Genomic DNA, 21,789 nt, shown 5'->3' with positions numbered 1-21,789 from the left:
TCTTTTTGTTTTTCTTAATTTTTCAAATATAATAAAGGGAGAATTAACAATTATAGAAGAGGATGGAAAGTTCGCTAACCAGGGGAGATGGCTATGTTAGATTTAGTCCCAATTATGCTTGAAAAGGTAGGCATTATTGTCATTGTAGCCTTTTTAATTTCTAAAATGAATTCCTTTCGCCAAATCATTCACCCAGACCATAATCTAAATGAGCAGTTGAAATTATTTCTATTATTCGGCATGTTTGGGGTTATTAGTAATTATACTGGAATAGAAGTTTATCATTCTATGGTTGAAGAGAATAGATGGCTTTCAGCTATTGGAGAAGATAGTGCCATTGCTAATACAAGAGTGATGGGTGTTGTGATAGGCGGATTATTGGGAGGTCCCGTTGTTGGAGGAGGAGCTGGTCTGATAGCCGGTATACACCGTTATACATTGGGAGGGTTTACAGCCTTTTCCTGCGCCCTTTCTACCATCCTGGCCGGAATATTGGCAGGGTATATAGGCAACAGAAGAAAAAGGAGCGGGGGTCAGATAACTCCTTTGTTTGCTGCAGGAATTGGGATGTCCCTCGAAGCTTTGCAAATGGTGATTATCCTTGCGACTGCCAAACCTCTTGAGCATGCATGGAGCCTCGTGCAGTTTATCGGTTTACCAATGATCACCATGAATGGATTCGGAACACTATTATTTATGCTGATCGTTCAGTCTATAAAACGTGATGGGGAGATAGCGCGTGCGAATCAAACCAATCAGGCATTTTTAATTGCGGACCAGACTCTTCCGCATTTTCGACAGGGCTTAAACACCCAATCATGCAAAGAAATATCAAAAATTATGCTTAATTTAACCGATGCAGATGCTGTCTCTATCACGGATGAACATTTGGTTCTTGCACATTTGGGGGCAGCCTCCGATCATCATAAACCTGGCGTGAAGCCGAGTACTGGGCTGACTAAAAAAGTACTTGAATCAGGATATGTTTCAATAGCCAAATCGAAGGAGGAAATCGAGTGCAGGCATAAGGACTGTCCGCTCGTAGCTGCCATCGTCCTCCCTTTAAAAGTGAAGGGGGAAATCTCTGGAACTTTAAAATTGTATTATACAAAGCCGGATAAATTAGACAGAGTTCAGCAGCAGTTAGCAGAGGGGCTGGCTAATTTATTTTCAACTCAGCTTGAGCTGGCAGAAGCGGAACGGCAGGCGAGGCTTTTAAAGGATGCTGAGATTAAAGCCCTGCAGGCTCAGATTCATCCACACTTCTTATTTAATAGTTTAAATACGATATCTGCCTTATGCCGGACTGATCCTGATAAAGCTCGTAAACTACTATTGGAATTAAGTTTATTTTTTCGAGGCAATTTACAAGGAGCCAGACAGTTGCTGATCCCGTTAGAAAAAGAGCTGGAAAATGTAAAAGCCTATTTATCTTTAGAGCAAACACGTTTTCCTCATAAATATGAAGTTAATTTTGATATAGAGAATGGATTAGAAAATGTATTGATTCCCCCATTTTTATTGCAGCCTTTGGTAGAGAATGCGATTCATTATGCATTTCCACAAAGAAAACAGTTTGGGAAAATTAATATACAAGTGTGCTCAAATGGCAATTATATGAGAATGATTGTTGCGGATAATGGACAGGGGATTGTGGAAGAAAGATTGAAAAGTCTGAGCAAGCAGGTTGTACCGTCAGCCGGTGGAAACGGTACAGCCATTTTTAATATTAGTGAACGCTTAAAAGGTATTTATAATAACCAAGCCCATTTTAAGGTTGATAGCAAAGTGGGTGAGGGCACCACTGTTAATATCTTAATCCCGCTGGAAAGTAAAGGAGGTGACGAGCAGGATGCTGCGAGCCTATGTAGTGGATGATGAACCATTAGCCAGGGACGAATTAAAATATTTACTAGCAAGAAGCAGAGAAGTGGAGGTCTTGGGTGAAAGTGATTGTATAGAAGATGCATTACATGATATTCCACTGTTAAAGCCGGATATTGTCTTCTTAGATATTGAATTAGCGGGAGAGAACGGATTACATTTAGCCGCTAAACTAGAAGGACTGAACCCGGTTCCAGCTATCGTTTTTGCGACTGCCTATGACGAGTATGCTCTTCAGGCTTTTGACGTAAATGCGGTAGATTATCTTTTGAAACCCTTCAGTGAAGAACGTATTCATAAAATGCTGGACAAAGTTAAAAAGCTTCATTTACACACAAAGGAGCCTGGAAAAGTAGATACCAGTAATCTTCAATGTAAGGGAAAAATAGCTGTTATGACAGAAGAAAAAATTATATTGCTTACATGCAATGATATCGTATTCCTAGAATCATACGAAGGAAAGTGTAAAATCCGGGCTGTTAATCATCTTTATAAAGTAAGTGAGGCACTGATTGGATTGGAAAAAAAATTGCCCCGGACACAGTTCTTTCGGGTACATCGGAGCTATCTTGTGAATATCGATCATATCGTGGAGATATTACCATGGTTTAATTCAACCTATAACTTACGTATGTCGGATGGTTCCGAGGTTCCAGTCAGTCGAACCTATGTAAAGGAACTGAAACAATTACTAGGATTATAGGATTGATTTGCTATTCATTAGTTGTAAGTTGTAATTCATCCCATTTATTTTGCGGTTCATTTTGAAAATGAGGTGTAAGTGTTTTCATTTGATACTATGATAGTATAATACGTATGCAAAAAAAGGGGGAACACTAAAATGAATGCGATTACAATTGTTATCGGCTCGATTTGTATCCTTTTAATAGCCTATCGTTTGTATGGGACATTTATGGCGGCAAAGGTGTTGAAATTATCTAATGATAAACCAACACCAGCTGAAAAGCTTGAGGATGGTCAGGACTATGTGCCAACAAATAAATGGGTGGTATTTGGACACCATTTTGCAGCCATTGCTGCTGCAGGCCCATTGGTTGGTCCGATTTTGGCAGCTCAGTTTGGTTATTTACCCGGACTGATTTGGCTATTGGTTGGGGCAGTAATTGGAGGAGCAGTTCATGATACAGTTGTGCTCTTTGCCTCTATGCGCCGCGATGGTAAATCATTATCCGAGGTAGCAAAAGAAGAACTTGGGCCTGTAGCGGGATTCTGTACTGGATTGGCCATGCTATTCATTATCACAATTACGATGGCAGGTTTGTCATTGGTTGTACTTGGAGCACTTGAAAGAAACCCATGGGGTACATTTGCGGTAGGGATTACAATTCCGATTGCGATGTTAGTGGGAATCTATCATAAAAAGACAGGGAATTTAAAAGTCCCGACGACCGTTGGATTTATCTTAATTATGCTAGCAATTTTCTTTGGTCCACAAATTCAGGGAACATGGTTAGGCGATTTCTTAACGCTTGAAAAGAGCACTCTTGCTATTATTTTACCAGTCTATGCCTTTTTCGCTGCTGCACTTCCTGTTTGGTTATTGCTTGCACCACGTGATTATTTAAGTACATTCATGAAAATAGGAGTTTTCGCAGCACTTATTATTGGTGTATTTATCGTTAACCCTTCAGTTGAGTTTCCTGCTATTATTCCAGATTTCATTAACGGTGGAGGACCAATTGTGGCCGGCCCAGTATGGCCGTTTATTTCAATCACAATTGCCTGTGGTGCCATTTCAGGTTTCCATGCTTTTGTTGGTTCAGGTACGACTCCGAAAATGGTCAGCCGTTGGAGCGATATTAAAGGCATAGCCTTTGGTGCGATGTTAGTAGAATGTTTAGTGGCTATTATGGCATTGATTGCTGCAGTTGCTCTTCAGCCTGGTGATTATTTTGCGATAAACTCATCACCTGAGGTCTATTCAACATTAGGAATGGAAACAGTCCATTTAGATAGATTGGAAGAAGCAGTAGATATGGACCTTGAAGGAAGAACAGGTGGAGCCGTAACACTTGCTGTTGGTATGACGGAAATCTTCACCAGTGTACCATTCTTCCAACACTTAGCTTCCTATTTCTATCAATTCGTAATTCTGTTTGAGGCGGTATTTATTTTAACAGCGATTGATTCAGGAACCAGGGTTGCCAGATATCTCATCCAGGACTTCTTCGGAGACTTTATTAAACCTTTGAAACGAACAGATTCTCTTGGGGCTAACATTTTTGCCAGTGCATTAGCCTGCTTTATTTGGGGATATCTATTATTCTCTGGAGATATCAGTTCCGTCTGGGCACTGTTTGGAGTATCCAACCAGTTGATGGCGTCAATCGGATTGATTGTCGGAGCTACAGTTGTTTTGAAAATTGCAGAGAAACGCTGGTATATGCTGACATGCTTAGTCCCATTGGCGTATCTATATGTTACGGTTAATGTGGGTGGATTCTGGATGATTAAGAATGTCTATTTGAATCCGGATGCAGGTGGATATAATGTATTGAACGGTGTTCTATCCATTATCATGCTTGCGTTAGGTGTAGTGATTATGGTGGCTTCCATCATGAAATGGATTAATCTATCCAAAATACCACAAGCAGAATTGGTTAAACAGTCAGAGGAAGAACTGATGAAAACGATGTGAAAAATTAGCAGGTAAAGGGTCCGAATAAATGGTCTCTTTACCTGTTTTTTTATGTTTAAAAGCGAATTATTGAAGCTTAACGGAGAGGGATTTTAGGAAAGGAATGCCCGATAATGTAAGAATCAGTTTTTCCTTTTTTCGTACATTTTTATGAATATAAAATAATACTTGATCGGATGTAATTTGATAATAATGATTCAGAGTTTTAGGTTTACCAGGCAATGCTACAAGTTCTTGAACACCGGGTCCGCAGCAGGCTTTAACATCCAACGTTTTAATGGTTACTTGATCTCCTTTTGATGAAATCCACTTTTTTGATTCTTCGTCCATTTCAATAATCATTTTTGGTGCCTCCTTCAAGTGAGGTATATTCTTAACTATAATGGATGGGATTTTAGTTTCCTATAAAAATGCATTATAATAGAGTGATATAAGCTTTTTATAGATTGTTGAAGAGAATACAACAGAATGGGATTGGTGGAGCCAATTTTTATATACACATATGCATGCAGTTCAGAGGAAGAACCTTTATGCAAAATGGAATTCAGGGCGTTGTTTGATATGAATCCTGATGATTTTGTTTTTAAAAGTACAAGAAAAGTCGATCCAAGCCGAAGTCCCTTTATTAGGGAAAGAATAGAAGTACTGACCGAAGGGGATAGTTTGGAGGCCCTTTATCACAAGGCAGACAAACTTTCCTTCCCGGATCAGACATTCAAAACAATCTTTGTGAAAACGAATGATCTAGAGGATAAAGTTAGCTTTAGTCAACGAAGAAAGATTGAACGGGAAATCGGATTAAAAATCCAGGGTGAAGCTGATTTGGAGAAGCCGGATATCGTTCTTGGCATCATTACTTGCGGCGGTAAATGGTATGTAGGTATTTATGAAAAAAATGAAGCGATCTGGTTGCATCATCAGAAGAAACCACGAGAGTATTCGACAGCTCTCAGTACTAGAATGGCAAGAGCAGTTGCTAATATCGCGGTTCCCAACCCTGTTGGTGTGAAAGCGATTGACCCATGCTGTGGAATTGGGAATGTATTGGTAGAAGCCTTGTCGATGGGGATTACGATATGTGGACGTGATATCAAGCCATTGCCAGCTATTGGCGCCAGAGAAAATGTAGCTCATTTTGGATATAGCTGTGATATTGCAATAGGGGCAATTGAGGAAGTTACCGACTATTACGATGCAGCTATTATTGATTTACCCTATAATTTATGCCATACAGCGAGCCCGGAGGAACAATTATCCATTTTAACGCATGCCAATCGCATTGCAGACAGAATTGTTGTTGTTACCGGGGAACGAATTGATGACATGATTAAGGAAGCTGGCTTAACTATACAGGATCGATGTCAAGCGAAGAAGATTGGGTTTACAAGAGAGATTTTGTTATGTAATTAGATTAATAAATAAAAAAGAGGGTGGCACCGATTTTGCCACCCTCTTATTCTATATACTTTTAAACATCTACACGCTTAATGAAGAAAGAGACTACCAGTCCGATTATGGAGGCAATTAACGCAAATAGAAAGGCGTTTTGCACACCGGCTGTCAAAGCTTCAGAGGCAGCAAGCGGATTATTGGGGTCAGCCGTAGCCAAATAGCTTGCCTGGCCAGCGGACATGATGCTGACAGCAATAGCCGTACCGATCGCTCCGGCAATTTGTTGAAGTGTATTCATGACCGCAGCTCCATCAGGGTAATACTGTCTTGGCAACTGGTTTAAGCCATTTGTTTGCGAAGGCATCATAAGCATGGCAACCCCAATAAACATACATGTGTGTAAGATGATAACTGTTAGTTGTGAAGTTTCAGTTGATATATTAGTAAATAAGTAAGTAAATATGGTTGTTAATATAAAACCTGGGATAACCAAATATTTTGGCCCGAAGGTATCAAATAATTTCCCCGTAATTGGTGACATAATTCCATTCACAATACCGCCAGGCAATAAGACAAGGCCGGCTGCAAAAGCTGACAATAACATTCCGCCCTTTAAGTACATAGGCAATAGGATTGATGAGGATAAGATGATCATCATACCCAAGAATACCATTAAAAGTCCAATAGAGAACATAGGGAACTTAAATACGCGTAAATTCAGCATTGGCTGTTCCATTTTAAACTGGCGGAATGAGAATAGGATTAGGCTGAGTACCCCAACAATGATCGGTAAAAGAACTGCTGGGTCGCTCCATGAGCCAGCACCCTCCCCGGCACTGCTGAAACCAAAGACGATTCCTCCAAAACCAATGGATGAAAGAATAATAGAAAGAATATCTATCTTGGGTTTTGTGATGGTTGATACATTTTGCATATAGATGAGACCATATACGAATGTAAAAATTAGCAAAGGTAAGCATAGCCAGAAAATTGATTGCCAACCCAGACTGTCTACGATTAATCCTGATAGGGTTGGACCAACAGCAGGTGCAAACATAATGACAAGCCCCATCATCCCCATAATTGTTCCGCGTCTATGAGGTGGGAAAATAACCAAAATAACATTTGTCATTAATGGAAGTAAGAGACCTGTTCCTATAGCCTGGATGACACGGGCTAGAAGGAGTATTTCAAAATTAGGTGCCAAAGCTCCTACTAATGTTCCTGCAATAGAAAAAATGAGGGAGGCACTGAATAGTTGTCTGGTAGTAAACCATTGAAGAAGCAATGCTGTTACAGGCACAAGAATACCAAGTACTAGTAAGTAGCCGGTTGTTAACCATTGAACGACATGTGGTTCAATGCGAAAGTCCTCCATAATATTGGTGAATGCCATATTTAAGGCAGTTTCACTAAAGAGTCCGATAAAAGCACCAATCATAATAGCAATCACGATTGGAAGTGGCTTAATCTGCTTATTTTCTAAGTTTGTAGCATGATTATTACTCAAATAATATTCCCCTTTCATTATGTATAATTACTAGACCAGTCTATATAATATGCTGATTAAGGATATACATCTTTGCTTATTTCTTTATTATATCGGGCAGACATTTAGAGATGTTTAGTAAAGGCTGTCCATTTAAATTGGTTAGCGACCGGGTGATGGCTCCTTCTATCATTGAATTAACCAATAGACTTAAACGGTGCGCTTTTTCTGGTTCAAAGCCATCTTGAAGCATTTTATCATAATAAAGTGTTTCCCAGCCTTCAAATGCTGCCTTGCACGCTTTGCGTAAAGGTTCGCTCATTAAGGAAGTTTCCGCTGCCAATAATCCAATTGGTAAACCTTCAAAAAGGTCATTTTTATTGAAATGTTGAGCGATTTTTTCAATATGATATTGGAATGCCTCTAAGGCATGATCATACTGATTCATGGCCAGCTTAATATCATTTTCAATTTGAACGGCCATTTTATTGACTGCTTCTACGGCCAGTTGTTCTTTACCATCAGGGAAGTGATAATATAAAGACCCTTTAGGGGCACCGCTTTCTTTCAGAATTTGATTTAAGCCTGTTGCATGATATCCCTGTATGTTGAAAAGGCGAGTAGCAGCCTCTAAAATTTTTTGACGCGAGTCCATTTTTGCACTCACATGAAATCCCTCTTTTCAAGTATAATGACTGGTCTATATAAATGAGTGACTGTTTTATTCTATAAGATGGCTGTATTTTATGTCAATCATTCGTTGCAGGTATATATTTTCGAGAGTAGATAGATTAGAAAGGGTGGTTGAGGTAATAAATTAGTTCTTCCAATGAAAAGAGATGAGTAGATGGGGTTGTAATAGAAATGGTCCCTTAAGGCTAAGGGACCATCATAACTTTAAGCAGCTAATAGCTGTTTCTTGATTAATATTTCTCGATCGGCAGCATAAACAGGGCGATAGCCGTTTGTAATTAGGTTTTTAATATAGATTTTATTATAGATAAAGGCGAAAACGCCGCTTGTTAGCAATGCGCCTAATCCAAATAGAAAAAGATTGATTGTGATGGATATACCAAGCATAATAATCGCCCATTTATAGTCTTTGCGAAATAAAGCAGGGAATATTCCAAAAAAGAGAGTAGTCCAACTGAAGCCAAGCTTGACCTCTTTTATAATGCCATCCTTGTTTATTAGAGATATTTTCATACAATCACTCCTGGTTCATATAGTTCCATCATAAAAGAATTTTTAAAATGAATACATGGTAGTTTATAGAAGCATGTGTATGGTATGCAGATAATTTGAGTAATAGGGAAATATCTATCATATAGGATAAAGGGCCGAACAGAATGAGGGGAATGGTAGGTATAGGAGCTCTTACTTTGGCAAACTCATAATAAGAAAAACGGACAGCGACTAGAACTCGCTGTCCGTTTCGTATAGCTGTATCGATTTTTACCAATCCCAAAGCAAGACGAACATGGAACCGAAGATGGTAACTAGGGCTACAAATAATGCATAAAGGATATTGGTATAGAGTGTTCTTCTTTCCTTGGATTCATTAATATGCATGAACAGGAATATCTGCAAACTTGCTTGTAAGCCAGCTGTGATAAGCAAAATAGCCATTTTAAATCCAAATGATATCTCCAGGAAAAGAACTAATAATGCTGCCACTGTTAGAGCGATGGATGATAAAAATCCTATGATATGCTCTTTAGGGAATAACTTAGCCATTTTACATCAGTCCTTTCAGGTAGACGAAGCTGAAGATGAAAATCCAAACAACGTCCAGGAAGTGCCAGTACAGTGAAAAAATAAATGCTTTATTGGCAGTAAGGTGATTAATTCCGCGTCTGCTCACTTGAATCAGAATAGCGATTCCCCATAGAATGCCTCCGGTTACGTGGGCTCCGTGTGTTCCAAGCAATGTAAGTAATGCAGAAGTGAAGCCGCTTGTTTGGATGGAAGCTCCTTCGTGTACATAATGGAAGAACTCATAAATTTCAATGCCTAGGAAGGCTAATCCAAGGACAAGCGTAATCGAGAACATAACCATCATTGCTTTTTTCATGCCCATCCGCATAGCGTGAATCGCGATCCCAATCGTAAAACTACTTGCCAAAAGAATAAAGGTTTCAGCTAAAACCCCACCAAGAGCGAAGATATCGCTCCCGGAAGGCCCATCACCTGTACGATTTTCCAGTACAAAGTAGACAGTAAACAGTGTAGCGAATAATACGATCTCTGCTCCAAGGAAAATCCAGAAGCCCAGTATCTTAAGCTGATTTTGTTCAGTACTATATTCCAATGGTTGAGAGGCATCTAATTTCATTCTGTCTCACCTCGCAATTTTCTTTCTTCTTCTTCAATTTCTTTCACAGATATATGGAACCCATGATCATCATTGAAGGAACGTACAAACATCAAATAGATAATTGGAACCGCAGCGATAATGGCTGGAATCCACATACTAAATACCATAAAGAATCCCCAGAAGAAGAAGGCCACTGCCATTAGAAACGGTTTAAAGTCACTGCTAGGCATGTGTATTTCTTCGATTTTTCGTGTGAACAGATTATGTGTACCTTTTTTGTGATCCCACCAGGAATCTACAGAATCCACTTCAGGAGTAATGGCAAAGTTATAGGCTGGAACAGGTGTTTTCGTTGCCCATTCCAATGTACGGCCACCCCATGGATCTGAGTCTCCTTTTAGTCTTGGAGCATAACGGAAGCTCCAGTAGAAGCTATAAACGAGAACGATGAATCCAATTGCTAAACCGACAGCACCTAATGATGCGATAAGGTTCAATGGTCCATACCCAGTTTCTTCAGAGTACGTATACATTCTTCGGTTCATCCCTTTAAGTCCCAATGCGAATAGAGGCAGGAATGTGACATTGAATGAAATAGAAATAATCCAGAATGCGATTTTTCCTAATTTCTCGTCTAATTTGAATCCAAAGATTTTAGGGAACCAGAAATACATACCCGCCAGTACCCCAAACACTGTACCCGGTATTAAAACATAGTGGAAATGGGCTACCAAGAACATTGTATTATGATATTGATAATCCGCACTTGCCATCGCTAGCATAACCCCTGTGACTCCACCAAAGGTGAAGATTGGTATGAATGCCAGGGCATACAGCATTGGCGTGGTAATTTCAATTTTTCCTTTATACATCGTAAGGAGCCAGTTAAATATCTTAACTCCTGTAGGTACAGCGATTAACATCGTAGTAATCGAGAAGAAGCTGTTTGCCATGGCACCTTGACCCATCGTATAGAAATGGTGAACCCATACAGTAAAGGATAGGGCAGAGATGGCAAGCATACTGAACACCATTGATTTGTATCCATACAGATTTTTTCTCGCGAATGTTGAAATAACCTCACTGAATATACCAAAGGCAGGAAGAATAACGATATATACTTCAGGATGGCCCCATACCCAGAACAGGTTAGCCCAAAGCATATCCATTCCGCCATCTTGCATAGTGAAAAATTGTGTACCAAACAAACGGTCAAACATCATTAAGGCAAGAGCTACTGTTAAAACAGGGAAAGCAAAAACGATAATGATGCTAGTGATTAAAATAGACCATGTGAACATTGGCATTTTCCATAGAGTCATACCAGGTGCTCTCATTTTTAAAATTGTAACGATAAAATTAACACCCGTTAGCAGCGTCCCAATACCGGCAATCTGAATCGCAATACTGTAGTAGTTATTCCCCACAGTAGGGCTGAATTCTATACCTGCAAGCGGGAAGTAGGCTGACCATCCGGCATCCGGTGATCCACCAATAACGAACGAGATATTAAATAGCATTGCTCCGGCAAAGAATAACCAGAAGCTGATAGCATTTAAATAAGGGAAAGCAACGTCACGCGCCCCAATTTGAAGAGGCACAACAATATTCATTAATCCAATGATAAATGGCATTGCCATAAATAAAATCATAACCACGCCATGCGTTGTAAAGATTTCGTTATAATGCTGTGCATCAAGCAGTCCGTTTTCAGGCTTAGCTAACTGTCCACGCATTAATAAACCATCAACACCGCCGCGGAATAACATAACTAAAGCACAGAGAATATACATGACCCCAATACGTTTATGATCAACAGTGGTAAGCCATTCATCTTTAAGCCAGCGCCATTTCTTAAAATAAGTCAGGCCGATAACGATAGCCAGCGATACAGCGACAATACTTACCATTGCGCCATAGATTAACGGGCCACCATGTACTATAAATTTATCCCAATCCAAGGTTGTAACTCCTTTCTTATGAAAGCTTTAATTTTAATGATTTGAATGATTCTCGTGCTCGGAATTACCTTTTTCTGTATCTTCATCAAACGTGTTGTCTGCTTCATCGCTCTCGTTTGATGGAGATGGTTCAGAACCATGATGATGTCCTTCCGGTGGAGGGCTGAAATCCAAGTGAGTAGAAGAATATGATTGTCTGCCGACGTGTGCTGTATCAAGCAGTTTTTCAAATTTTTCTTCTGTTAACTTATCTTCATTTGCTTTTACATCACTAACCCATTCTTCGAAATCATCTGGAGTCATAGACAGTGCTTCAAAATCCATATGGGCGTAGCCTTCACCACTGAAGTTTGCATTTCTTCCCATCATGGAAGCTGGTGTTTCAGCTACAAAATTTAATTTTGTTACCATGTCACTCATGGCGTATTTTTGACCACCGAGCTGTGGAATCCAGAAGCTTGTAATTGGTCCATAAGAATATAGACGGAATTCTACTACTCTATTAGTTGGAATGTTTACATAGTTAACCGTTTCAATACCTTGCTCTGGATAACTGAAATGCCATTTCCAGTTTGAAGAAGCTGCGTAGATAACCAATGGTTTTTGATCTTCATAGCCTTTTGGCTTTCCTTCTACTTCAAATGTAGTTTTAACTGTGACTACAGCTAAAATGGCTACAATAATAATTGGTATGACTGTCCATGTTATTTCAAGCGCCTTGCTGCCTTCCATATGTGGAGGCTCGTAATCTTTTGGAGCTTTGGATGCTCGGTATTTATATAAAATAACGATAAAAAGTACATATACTACAAGCACAACAGCTGCCATTAAAGCCATTGAGAAAAGAATGGCATTGGATTGTGTTTTTGCGACAGGACCATTTGTGTCGAATACAACCCAGTCACATCCCGCTAACATAAGAATAGACGCCATCATGGAACTCAAAAGTGCCCATTTTTTATTCATATTTTTCCCCTTCCTAATGTAATAAGTAAATTCAAGCTATGTAAGGGAAATTCAGTAAATCTGCACACCTTGATAGTTATAATTTCCCTTTCTTGCTGCTATTTAGGTATAATTCTTCCTTTTTCCATAGCCCCTGATTTTCAATATAATAACTGAATTTCAAAATTACAAATATATGAAACTAAAAGAAGACATGGAAATCTTCAATTTTGACAAAGTTGTGAACAAATTAACAATTAATTATATTCTTAGAATTTATTGTAAAATTGTCACTTTAAAGTAGCATTTTTATGTGAATACTAGGATGTGAAATCTGAAAACGCCTATTATATAGAAAAAGGGTTTCGATCAGTATCAAAAAGGCTTAAACTTATGAGTAATCTAGATAAGTGAAACGGAGTTATACAATGAACGAAAAAGATTATGATGAGTTATTACATATAAAAACAGTCGGTAATCAAACTGGATTTTATAATTCTATGCATTATCACCGATATGAGCCGACTCCGTATTGGATTTTAGAAAAGTTATTGGATGAGTATGACCTTAATAGGGATGATCATATGGTCGATTTTGGATGCGGAAAGGGGAGACTAAATTTCTTTCTTCATTACAAGACAGGGGCGTTTGTAAGTGGGGTAGAAATGAATGAACAATTTATTAATGAAGCTGAGGAAAATCTCAAGAACTATAATTACAAGGGGAAAGACCGAATTCAATTTCACTGTTGTCTGGCAGAGGAGTTTCAAATTCAACCAACTTATAATAGGTTTTATTTCTTTAATCCTTTTACGATACAAATATTCCGCCAGGTTCTAACGAACATTCTGTTGTCCGTTGAAGAAACATATCGCGAGGTACACCTAATATTATATTATCCATCTGAGGATTATATATATTTTCTTGAAAATCAATCTGTGTTTGAACTACACAAAGAGATTGTTCTAAATGAAACGAATCCGTTTGAGAGAATACTGATCTACCGGCTAGCTTATTAAATTGAAAAAGGCGTTCCCATTGGAATGCCTTTTTTCGTATAAAATATCAGAAGGTTTATGGAGTAGTGGTAGATTCAGTAATATAAACAACCAATTTGTAGCTCTTTAGGGCAAACAGCCGGATACCTATCATTAATTTGGGCCTGGCCTTTTTTCTGTTTTTTCTTCATATGGTTCCACATGAACATGGACACGATATACTCCATGATCCTTCATTAAATCTTTTTCTACAAGAGTAGCAATATCATGGGCTTCTTTAATATTTAACGTGTTGTCTACCAAAATAATGATATCGATGACTTCATTATTCCCGTAATTTCGTCCCATGATTTTTTTAATCCCTTTAACCCCTTCTATTTGGTCAATGGAATTTTGATAGATTTTAATCTTAGACTCATCAAAGCCATCTGATAAGTAATGGGATGCTTCTCTAAAAATATCCCAGGCTGTTTTGCAAATCAATAACCCTACGAGTATGGCAGTAATTGTATCGAGGAAAGGCATATTTAGCTGGGAGCCGAATATGCCAATTGCTGCTCCAATACTGACATACGCATCAGAAATATTGTCTTTGGCAGCAGCTTTTACGGAATGGCTGTTGATTCTTTTGGCTAGCTTTATATTATAGCGATAGACGAAGTACATGACGAGGGCGGAAAAAATCGCCGTGTATGCTGCCGTTATATCAGGTATATTTTTTTCCCTGCTTAAAATGGATTGGAATCCATCCGTTAGAACTTGGATACCTACTGTCATCATGATAAAAGAAGATAGGAGAGAGGCAATCGATTCACTTTTCCAGTGCCCATATGCATGATCGCTATCGGGAGGCCGCTGAGAAACTTTTAAACCAATTAATACAGCTACTGAGGCAATGATGTCAGTTATATTGTTCAGCCCATCTGCACGTAATGCTTCAGACTCACTTATATATCCAACAATCAGCTTTAATATGGAAAGAAATAAGTATGCAACAATACTTAGGATTGCTCCGCGTTCACCTAATTTAAGGTCCCTGTATTTTTGTTTCTCCAAAAAGGTCACCTCAAGTTCTTTATTGAATTCATCATTACTTATTAGTATAGAATAAAATTCATAAAAAAGAGCGTTCCAATTAATTAATCATTTGGAATACTCTTGTTTTTTATTTCCTAATTAATTCACGCTGGTGCAGTTCATTTCCAAATCTTTAATGAATGCCATCCCTGCGTTTGATAATGAATGGTTGCCAGTTGATGAGAACTGACTATACGCACATGGATCAGATAGTAAATGGACTGAGGAAAGGATTGAAAATCGTTATTTGGAAATGTTTTATCCATCTGAACAAAAATGGCGTGATAAAGCAATTGATGATTATGAGTAAGGTCTAACGGGAATATTGACTAACCGTCAAGTAATACAATAGATTTGAATTATGAGTCTACACCGAAGATACAGCATCCTATTGATAAATCAAATATCGGGGGTATTAAGGAGTATGAATCCATTTATGAAAGCCGCTGTTGAAGAAGCGTATGAAGGAATTAAACAAGGGCATGGCGGACCTTTCGGAGCTGTCATTGTCAAGGATGGGAAAATCATTGGAAAGGGCCATAATATGGTGGTTAAGGAGCTTGATCCAACCATGCATGGAGAAATAGTTGCGATTAAGGAAGCATGCCTTCATGAAAATCATTATGACCTATCCGGAGCAGAGCTTTATACAACGGCTGAGCCTTGTCCTATGTGCTTAGGGGCCATCCTTTGGGCAGGTATCACGACTGTTTATTATGGATGTGATCGATTGGATACAGATAAAATAGGGTTTAGAGATGATGTCTTTTATAAAATGATTGATGGGAAGCGTTCATATGATTTACAGCGAGTTGATCATGAAGAATGTAAGGGATTATTCAAGGCCTATCAAGCAATCGAGAATAGAGTTATATATTAATAGTGATTCGGAAACTGATTAAATTTTTTAATCAAGACCTGATGTAATACCGTCCAGTCCAATCTAATCATAAAGGAGAATAAACATGTCCAATAGTTCTCATGTTATCCCAACTAATGATTTCAGAAAAATCTTAATGGGACGCCGTTCCATAAAAAGTTACGATCCTATGGTTAAAATCAGTCATAAAGAGATGACAGCAATATTCAGTGAAGCAACCAGCGCACCATCTTCAACGAATCTACAGCCTTGATTTTTTCTTGTTATAGAAAGCGATGAGGCAAAAGCAAAATTGATGGATATTGCCTCACCGACCAATCATAAAAAAATTGATACATCAGCGGTGACGATTGCAATTTTTGGCGACTTGCACAATACATTAAAAGCTGATGAGATTTATAGCGCAAATGTAGAGCTTGGGTATATGCCTGCTGAATATAAAGAACGCCAGCTTGAAGGTGTTTTAGGATGGATTGCTTCACTAACTGAACAGGATCGCAGAGATATCGTCATGACCGACTGCGGCCATGTAGCTATGCAATTGATGCTTGTGGCTCGTGCTCACGGATATGATACCAATCCTATTGCGGGATTCGATAAAACCCGTATTAATGATGTGTTTGGATTGGATCAAGAACGACATGCTCCGGTCATGATTATGACCATGGGTAAGGCGGCTGATAATGGATTCCCGACTATGCGTCTTGCAGTAGACAAAGTTGTCGAATGGAAATAAAGAGGTCACAAATGAATGTGATATGGTAGGGGCAGGTAACAACCTGCTCCTTTTCTATTGACTATGATAAAGGGATTTTCAGCGACAGTCTCCTGTATATATAAGTAACTGTCACGACTCTTTAAAGTAGTTAGTTAACCTTTAAGGATTTGATTGTAAAGTTATGGTGTCGCTTACGAGATGTCTGCTATATAGAAATTACCCTGCTATATTCAACGAACAAGTCAGAAGAACAGAGATGGAGAAAACAATTTGTTATCTCCATTTGTTCTATAAAAGTACTGTATAGGAAACTCCATCTATTTAAATTCTCCATACCATAGACTGCAATATGGGTATACTCAACATTATTTAAAAATAACTGCAATGCTTGTAACATACCTGTAGTATCAGTAATGAATCCTCTATTATTAAATACCTGTCAATAATTATTTTATAGGATAAAAGTGGGGATTTTACAAAAAGAGGGACTTGATATCCGGAATATGGAAAAAAGAGAGATTTAAGCAGGACTGTTGATATATCAATATATTAAGTTAGGTGCGCGCTATGTGAGAAGGATGTCTATTATCCTATCTCGAGCTGTCTGGTAGTTTATGGTTCAAATGTTACAAAAAACTCATGTTACGATGTCTTTGTCGATTAAACAAACATCATGACAGGAGGAGATTTACCAATGAAACATAAACTTATCGTTACAATTGCAGCAGCCGCAGCGCTTTCCATTACAGCTATAACAGGAGCGGAGGCAGCCAGTGTATCTTCTAAACCGAATACAACAACTTCATATAAAGTGATGATCAGCGGAGGCATTATTAAATTCCCATGGGGATCTGTTCAACTTCCAACTATTGATAAACCAAGTCAGGATACGGATTCTGGTTCAAACAATGCCGTGGAACAAAATAAACCAAGTACGGATGCTCCAACTGTGGAAGAAGATAATTCTGATTCCAATGATACAGAATCAAACGATTATGAAGTAAGTGCATATGAGCAGGAAGTACTAGAACTTACTAACGCGGAACGTGAAAAACAAGGCTTAAAACCTTTAACACTAGATACAGAGCTAAGTATAGTAGCGCGTATCAAATCAGAGGATATGCAGAAGAATAACTATTTCAGTCATACAAGCCCAACTTACGGATCTCCATTTGATATGATGAAACAATTTGGCATTTCTTATAGAGCGGCAGCTGAAAATATTGCTATGGGTCAACGCACGCCAGAAGAAGTAGTAAATGCGTGGATGAATAGTGACGGTCATAGAAAAAATATCTTAAGCTCCAGCTATACACATATCGGAATTGGTTATGTGGAGAACGGCAACTACTGGACACAAATGTTTATAGGCAAATAAGAGAGTACTATAAATATAGATTTTATATAGACTGTCCCAAAAGGAAGTGAAAACTTATCTTTTGGGACATTTTTTTATTAGCATTAATGAATGTTCCAAGCTAGAAAGCCTTTTCCTGTGTTTTTTTCCTGGCAGCATAGTATGTTATACTGTGATTTAATATTCTGGTATAGCAATTTATAGGTAAGGAAGGGAAGCTATGAAGCAGCTGATCATATCAAAAACATTGATATTTATCTTTGTTATCCTTTTTGTGACAGGCTTTGAGGCTGTGTTTGGGCAGCATAATGTTTTGATTGGGGTCACGACTGTGGTTGCTCTGCTCATGTATTTAGAGAGGGATTTTACTGTATCCCCATGGAAGAGTTTCATGCTGATTTTGGCAGTCAATTTGTCCCAAGGAATATTTGGTCAACTGGCCTTGATCAATCCCTGGGTAGGAATTTTAGTAAACTTTATCGCTATGTTTATTGTAGGATACTTTTTCACATCTAACATAAAAGGACCTATCCAAATTGCGGTTGGTTTGCAATATTTATTCATTTTGACCGATCCAGTTCCGTTGGAGGAATTCCCATTGAGACTAATGTCTCTGGTTGCAGGGGCTTTGATTATCATGATGGTACAATGGGTATTTAATAGAAGGAAATTATCTAAAAGGGGCAATCATTATTTCTTGCAGGTATGTAGCCATTTGCAAGAAAAGTTAAATCGTATTCGAGATAACCAGCCTGATCAAGAGTTGGATTCCATCATTCTGTCTGATATCAACGAGTTCAGGAAGGTGATTTATTTTCGGAGTGTCAAGGGTTATTATCTGACTCACGAAGGCAGAGTTCGTTTGAAGATTTCGGTCTGTCTTGAAAAACTGCATTTGATGTTAAACCGCAAAGCTGCAAGTGACTACCCAGAGGATGTCTTGGATGCTCTGAATTTTGAATTGAGACAGATGAGGGATTACGCCAATAAAGGGTTAAGCTTATCTGATGATTCATTGAATAATCTAAACATAGCGCTTAACAAACATGAATCCGCATACATAGTCGAAATGATTAGTACGTTGAAATTATTGCGTGAATTATTGAGGTACCTTCATACCAGTGAATCATCTGAACTGAACAAGGTTGAGAGTGTGGTAGAGATTCCTAGAGGCTACCGGAATACCTATCAATTTTTAAAGGACATTAATCGACATTCAGCTCGTTTCACATATGCACTGCGATTGGGTATCACTATTGCAGCTGTTGCTTTAATCGTTGATTATTTTAACATCAATGAAGGACGCTGGATTTTATTTACTATATTTTCTGTGACGCAACCTTATTATGAGACAGCTAAATATCGCTTCAAGGAACGCGTGATCGGCACTTTAATGGGAGCGGCTATCTTTGTACTATTATTTAGTATTTTTCATGAAACGACTATACGCTCCTTCCTGGTCTTGCTGGTTGGGTATTTGAATGGCTATGCGGTGAAGTATAGAAATGTCGTATTGACTGTCACGATATCTGCTCTTGGAACAGCTGCTCTCACGGGCGACCCGACGCTCCTTTCAGTGAGAAGAGTTATGCTTGTACTGATAGGGATAGGTATTGGTATGCTTGCAAATCGTTTATTACTTCCACATACGCTGGAAAAGGGTACAAGAGATTTGATGAAAAGCTACAAACAAGTATCCAAGGAATTACAGCGTGAAGTGTCCGCTTATTTAAACCAAAGAAATAATGCGCATACAATCAATCATTTATTTGCTGTTTCCGCTTTAATGGAGGAAAGAATTCTTTTAAATAATCAAATGCTGCAGCTTGAAGAAATGGAAAACTTTCTATCATCTCAGCGCCGTTTGAATCATGCCATTTATGATATGTTCTTGCGGATGCAAAGGGAGGATGTAGATGTCCAACTGATGAGAGAAATATTAGTAAAGCTCGATTCGATTCTGGCTTTAGAAGGGGATTGTGTAAATGAGCAGGCTGGTCAATTATATGACAGACTTCAGCTTTCTAATTCCCTGGAAGAATACGTGTTGTTAAAGGACGCACTGCGAATATTAAAAGGATTTAGAAAGCAGGCTTACTTCAAATAGAACTTCTATATTAAATATTGCGATATCCTAAAAATAAAAATGAAAGGGCATACAAGCTCAACTTTTCTTATTTAAATTGCTGAGGAACAAGAAGAAGCGCGAGATGTATGCTCTTAAATGGTAGAGAAAAAGTTCTACTTAAACTAATGAAAAATAATAGAAAGATAAGCTTCACATAATTCATTTTATGAGGTGGGAGAGATGGATAAACAATGGTGGAAAGAAAGTGTCGTGTACCAGGTTTATTGGAGAAGCTTTTATGATAGTGATGGGGATGGATATGGAGACTTAAGAGGGGTAATAAGGAAGCTGGATTATATAAAAGAGTTGGGTGCAGATGTAATCTGGCTCAATCCTTTTTACCTTTCTCCTGATAAAGATAATGGATATGATATTTCCGACTATTATTCCATTATGCCGAAAGCGGGCAGTATGGAGGATTTTGAGGAATTAATGAGGGAAGCACAAAAACGAGATCTAAAAATTATTATGGATTTAGTCATAAATCATACTTCAAATGAGCATGATTGGTTTAAAGAATCCAGATCCAGCAAAGATAATCCAAAAAGAGATTGGTATATTTGGAGAGATGGAGACCAAGTGAACCCTCCCAATAATTGGCGTTCTTACTTTTCCCCGTCAGCATGGGAATATGATCAACGGACTGGTCAGTATTATTTTCATTCATTCGCAGCTGAACAGCCCGATTTGAATTGGGAGAATGAAGAAGTCCGTAAAGAAATATATCGAATTCTAAATTTTTGGTTAAAGAAAGGGATTAATGGATTTAGGCTAGATGCAATTGCCCTGCTTGCGAAGCCGGAGGATTTTCCGGATGCAGACGATCCGGATGATATTCGTTATTTGGCCAACCATCCCAAAGTTCATGATTATTTGCAGGAGATGAATGAACAGGTATTCCGTCATTATGATGTGTTAACCGTAGGGGAGGTAGCCTTCGTGACGCCGGAGCAAGGGTTATTATATGTGGATAAAAACCGCCATGAACTGAATACCTTGTTTCATTTTGAAGTTTGTGATGAAATGCCAACCTGGGACTTAAAGAAATTTAAAGAGATTCAGGCGCGCTGGTATGAAGGATTGAAAGAGAAAGGCTGGAACTCACAATTTATTAATAATCATGATCATACAAGAGTGGTAACCAGATATGGTAATGATAAAGAGTATCGTGTTCAATCAGCCAAACTATTTGCTGCGTTGCTGCATTCTTTGCCGGGTATGCCTTATATTTATCAAGGAGAGGAAATAGGAATGACAGGGATTCGCCTTTCTTCTATTGACGAATATAACGATATTGCGATGAAAAATCAGTATGCTGAGTTGGTGTCAAAGGGACGTGACCCGAATACGGTTCTTAGAGATTTGCAGCCATTAAGCAGAGACAATAGCCGTACACCGATGCAATGGACCAATGAAGAACATGCGGGATTTACAACAGGTACACCGTGGATTCGAGTTAATCCAAACTATAAATTAATCAATGTGAACAATGAATTGTGTAATTCAGAATCAATCTTTTATTTTTATCAAAAGCTTATTGAATTAAGAAAAAAGCACAAGGTTTTCGTATATGGGGATTATCAGGAATTATTTAAAGGACACCCTCATCTTTATGGATACAAAAGAAGCTACGCTGATGAGACGATTTACATTGTCTCTAATGTTCAATCAAAGCCTACACAAATTGAGCTGAACAATGAAATGGATTTGGAGGGGACATCTATTCTGATTTCTAACTATAATGAAACGACAAGCACAAAATTAAATGCCTATGAAGCACGTATTTATTTAAAAAAAGCTTAGCTGGGATAATTGATTCCAAAAGCAACAATATAGAACAAACAAAAGATAATTAAAATAAGACTCCGAATGATTCAGAAGGTCGTTCTGAAAGTGAAAATGTAGTTCCGAACCATTCGGAGGAGAGCTCCGAGAATCAAAAAGAAGATAAAGACGATAGAATCCAAAACATACCTGGCACTTC

The 21,789-nt window shown here is 38.4% G+C and carries 18 protein-coding genes and 1 pseudogene; 10 read left to right on the top strand and 9 right to left on the bottom strand.

Annotated elements, in window-relative coordinates; genetic code table 11:
• Positions 1–93: 93 nt before the first annotated feature.
• The 3 genes from AC4G3N_RS14795 (at position 94) to AC4G3N_RS14785 (ending at position 4,543) form a co-directional block, all read left to right on the top strand.
• Entirely contained in the window at positions 94–1,878 is a 1,785-nt protein-coding gene (locus tag AC4G3N_RS14795) for a sensor histidine kinase (RefSeq protein WP_139892712.1), read from the top strand.
• Complete coding sequence (locus tag AC4G3N_RS14790; RefSeq protein WP_139892711.1) at positions 1,853–2,587, top strand: LytR/AlgR family response regulator transcription factor; 735 nt, start codon at positions 1,853–1,855, stop codon at positions 2,585–2,587. Before AC4G3N_RS14795 ends, AC4G3N_RS14790 begins: the two co-directional genes overlap by 26 nt.
• Before the next feature lie 138 nt (positions 2,588–2,725).
• Complete coding sequence (locus tag AC4G3N_RS14785) at positions 2,726–4,543, top strand: carbon starvation CstA family protein (protein WP_139892710.1); 1,818 nt, start codon at positions 2,726–2,728, stop codon at positions 4,541–4,543.
• A gap of 66 nt (positions 4,544–4,609) precedes the next feature.
• Here the strand turns inward: AC4G3N_RS14785 and AC4G3N_RS14780 are convergent, their stop codons facing one another.
• Positions 4,610–4,885 carry a CC/Se motif family (seleno)protein gene (locus AC4G3N_RS14780; RefSeq protein ID WP_140462166.1) on the bottom strand — a complete coding sequence of 92 codons (276 nt, stop codon included), beginning with the start codon at positions 4,883–4,885 and terminating at the stop codon, positions 4,610–4,612.
• Positions 4,886–5,011: 126 nt separating this feature from the next.
• Between AC4G3N_RS14780 and AC4G3N_RS14775 the strand changes: the two genes are divergently transcribed.
• Positions 5,012–5,953 (top strand): TRM11 family SAM-dependent methyltransferase, encoded by a 942-nt coding sequence (locus AC4G3N_RS14775; RefSeq protein ID WP_139892708.1) that lies wholly within the window; start codon positions 5,012–5,014, stop codon positions 5,951–5,953.
• A gap of 58 nt (positions 5,954–6,011) precedes the next feature.
• On the opposite strand, the gene AC4G3N_RS14770 is transcribed toward AC4G3N_RS14775, so the two are convergent.
• The 7 genes from AC4G3N_RS14770 to qoxA form a co-directional block, all read right to left on the bottom strand.
• Positions 6,012–7,445 (bottom strand): DHA2 family efflux MFS transporter permease subunit, encoded by a 1,434-nt coding sequence (locus AC4G3N_RS14770; RefSeq protein ID WP_257469177.1) that lies wholly within the window; start codon positions 7,443–7,445, stop codon positions 6,012–6,014.
• A gap of 76 nt (positions 7,446–7,521) precedes the next feature.
• A complete protein-coding gene (locus AC4G3N_RS14765; RefSeq protein ID WP_491090558.1) occupies positions 7,522–8,079 on the bottom strand; it encodes a TetR/AcrR family transcriptional regulator in 558 nt (185 codons plus the stop codon).
• A gap of 242 nt (positions 8,080–8,321) precedes the next feature.
• Entirely contained in the window at positions 8,322–8,630 is a 309-nt protein-coding gene (locus AC4G3N_RS14760) for a hypothetical protein (RefSeq protein WP_066108154.1), read from the bottom strand.
• Positions 8,631–8,879: 249 nt separating this feature from the next.
• Positions 8,880–9,161, bottom strand: coding sequence for a cytochrome aa3 quinol oxidase subunit IV (gene qoxD / locus AC4G3N_RS14755; protein WP_066108151.1), 282 nt, complete (start codon positions 9,159–9,161; stop codon positions 8,880–8,882).
• A gap of 1 nt (position 9,162) precedes the next feature.
• Positions 9,163–9,759: a cytochrome aa3 quinol oxidase subunit III gene (qoxC, locus tag AC4G3N_RS14750; protein WP_066108148.1), complete on the bottom strand. Its 597-nt coding sequence runs from the start codon at positions 9,757–9,759 to the stop codon at positions 9,163–9,165.
• Complete coding sequence (gene qoxB / locus AC4G3N_RS14745) at positions 9,756–11,702, bottom strand: cytochrome aa3 quinol oxidase subunit I (protein ID WP_066108144.1); 1,947 nt, start codon at positions 11,700–11,702, stop codon at positions 9,756–9,758. Before qoxB ends, qoxC begins: the two co-directional genes overlap by 4 nt.
• A 33-nt stretch (positions 11,703–11,735) precedes the next feature.
• Positions 11,736–12,668 carry a cytochrome aa3 quinol oxidase subunit II gene (qoxA, locus tag AC4G3N_RS14740; RefSeq protein ID WP_491090445.1) on the bottom strand — a complete coding sequence of 311 codons (933 nt, stop codon included), beginning with the start codon at positions 12,666–12,668 and terminating at the stop codon, positions 11,736–11,738.
• Positions 12,669–13,075: 407 nt separating this feature from the next.
• Between qoxA and AC4G3N_RS14735 the strand changes: the two genes are divergently transcribed.
• Positions 13,076–13,666 (top strand): methyltransferase domain-containing protein, encoded by a 591-nt coding sequence (locus tag AC4G3N_RS14735; RefSeq protein WP_139892703.1) that lies wholly within the window; start codon positions 13,076–13,078, stop codon positions 13,664–13,666.
• A gap of 132 nt (positions 13,667–13,798) precedes the next feature.
• On the opposite strand, the gene AC4G3N_RS14730 is transcribed toward AC4G3N_RS14735, so the two are convergent.
• Positions 13,799–14,701: a cation diffusion facilitator family transporter gene (locus AC4G3N_RS14730; protein ID WP_139892702.1), complete on the bottom strand. Its 903-nt coding sequence runs from the start codon at positions 14,699–14,701 to the stop codon at positions 13,799–13,801.
• Between the two features lie 445 nt (positions 14,702–15,146).
• Here AC4G3N_RS14730 and AC4G3N_RS14725 point away from each other — a divergent pair, with 445 nt between their 5' ends.
• The 5 genes and pseudogenes from AC4G3N_RS14725 (at position 15,147) to AC4G3N_RS14705 (ending at position 21,608) form a co-directional block, all read left to right on the top strand.
• Complete coding sequence (locus AC4G3N_RS14725) at positions 15,147–15,602, top strand: nucleoside deaminase (RefSeq protein ID WP_066108129.1); 456 nt, start codon at positions 15,147–15,149, stop codon at positions 15,600–15,602.
• An 85-nt stretch (positions 15,603–15,687) separates the two neighbouring features.
• A pseudogene (locus tag AC4G3N_RS14720) lies at positions 15,688–16,338 on the top strand (nitroreductase family protein).
• Between the two features lie 676 nt (positions 16,339–17,014).
• On the top strand, positions 17,015–17,698 hold the full coding sequence (locus tag AC4G3N_RS14715; protein ID WP_491090442.1) for a CAP domain-containing protein: 684 nt from the start codon (positions 17,015–17,017) through the stop codon (positions 17,696–17,698).
• Positions 17,699–17,897: 199 nt separating this feature from the next.
• Positions 17,898–19,784: an FUSC family protein gene (locus AC4G3N_RS14710; RefSeq protein ID WP_491090440.1), complete on the top strand. Its 1,887-nt coding sequence runs from the start codon at positions 17,898–17,900 to the stop codon at positions 19,782–19,784.
• A 201-nt stretch (positions 19,785–19,985) separates the two neighbouring features.
• Positions 19,986–21,608, top strand: a complete 1,623-nt coding sequence (locus AC4G3N_RS14705; protein WP_491090438.1) for a glycoside hydrolase family 13 protein — start codon at positions 19,986–19,988, stop codon at positions 21,606–21,608.
• Positions 21,609–21,789: the final 181 nt, after the last annotated feature.

This window comes from Bacillus sp. z50 (assembly GCF_058313585.1).
Note: the sequence above shows the minus strand (reverse complement) of the source record. Positions and strands in the feature narration are given on the sequence as shown.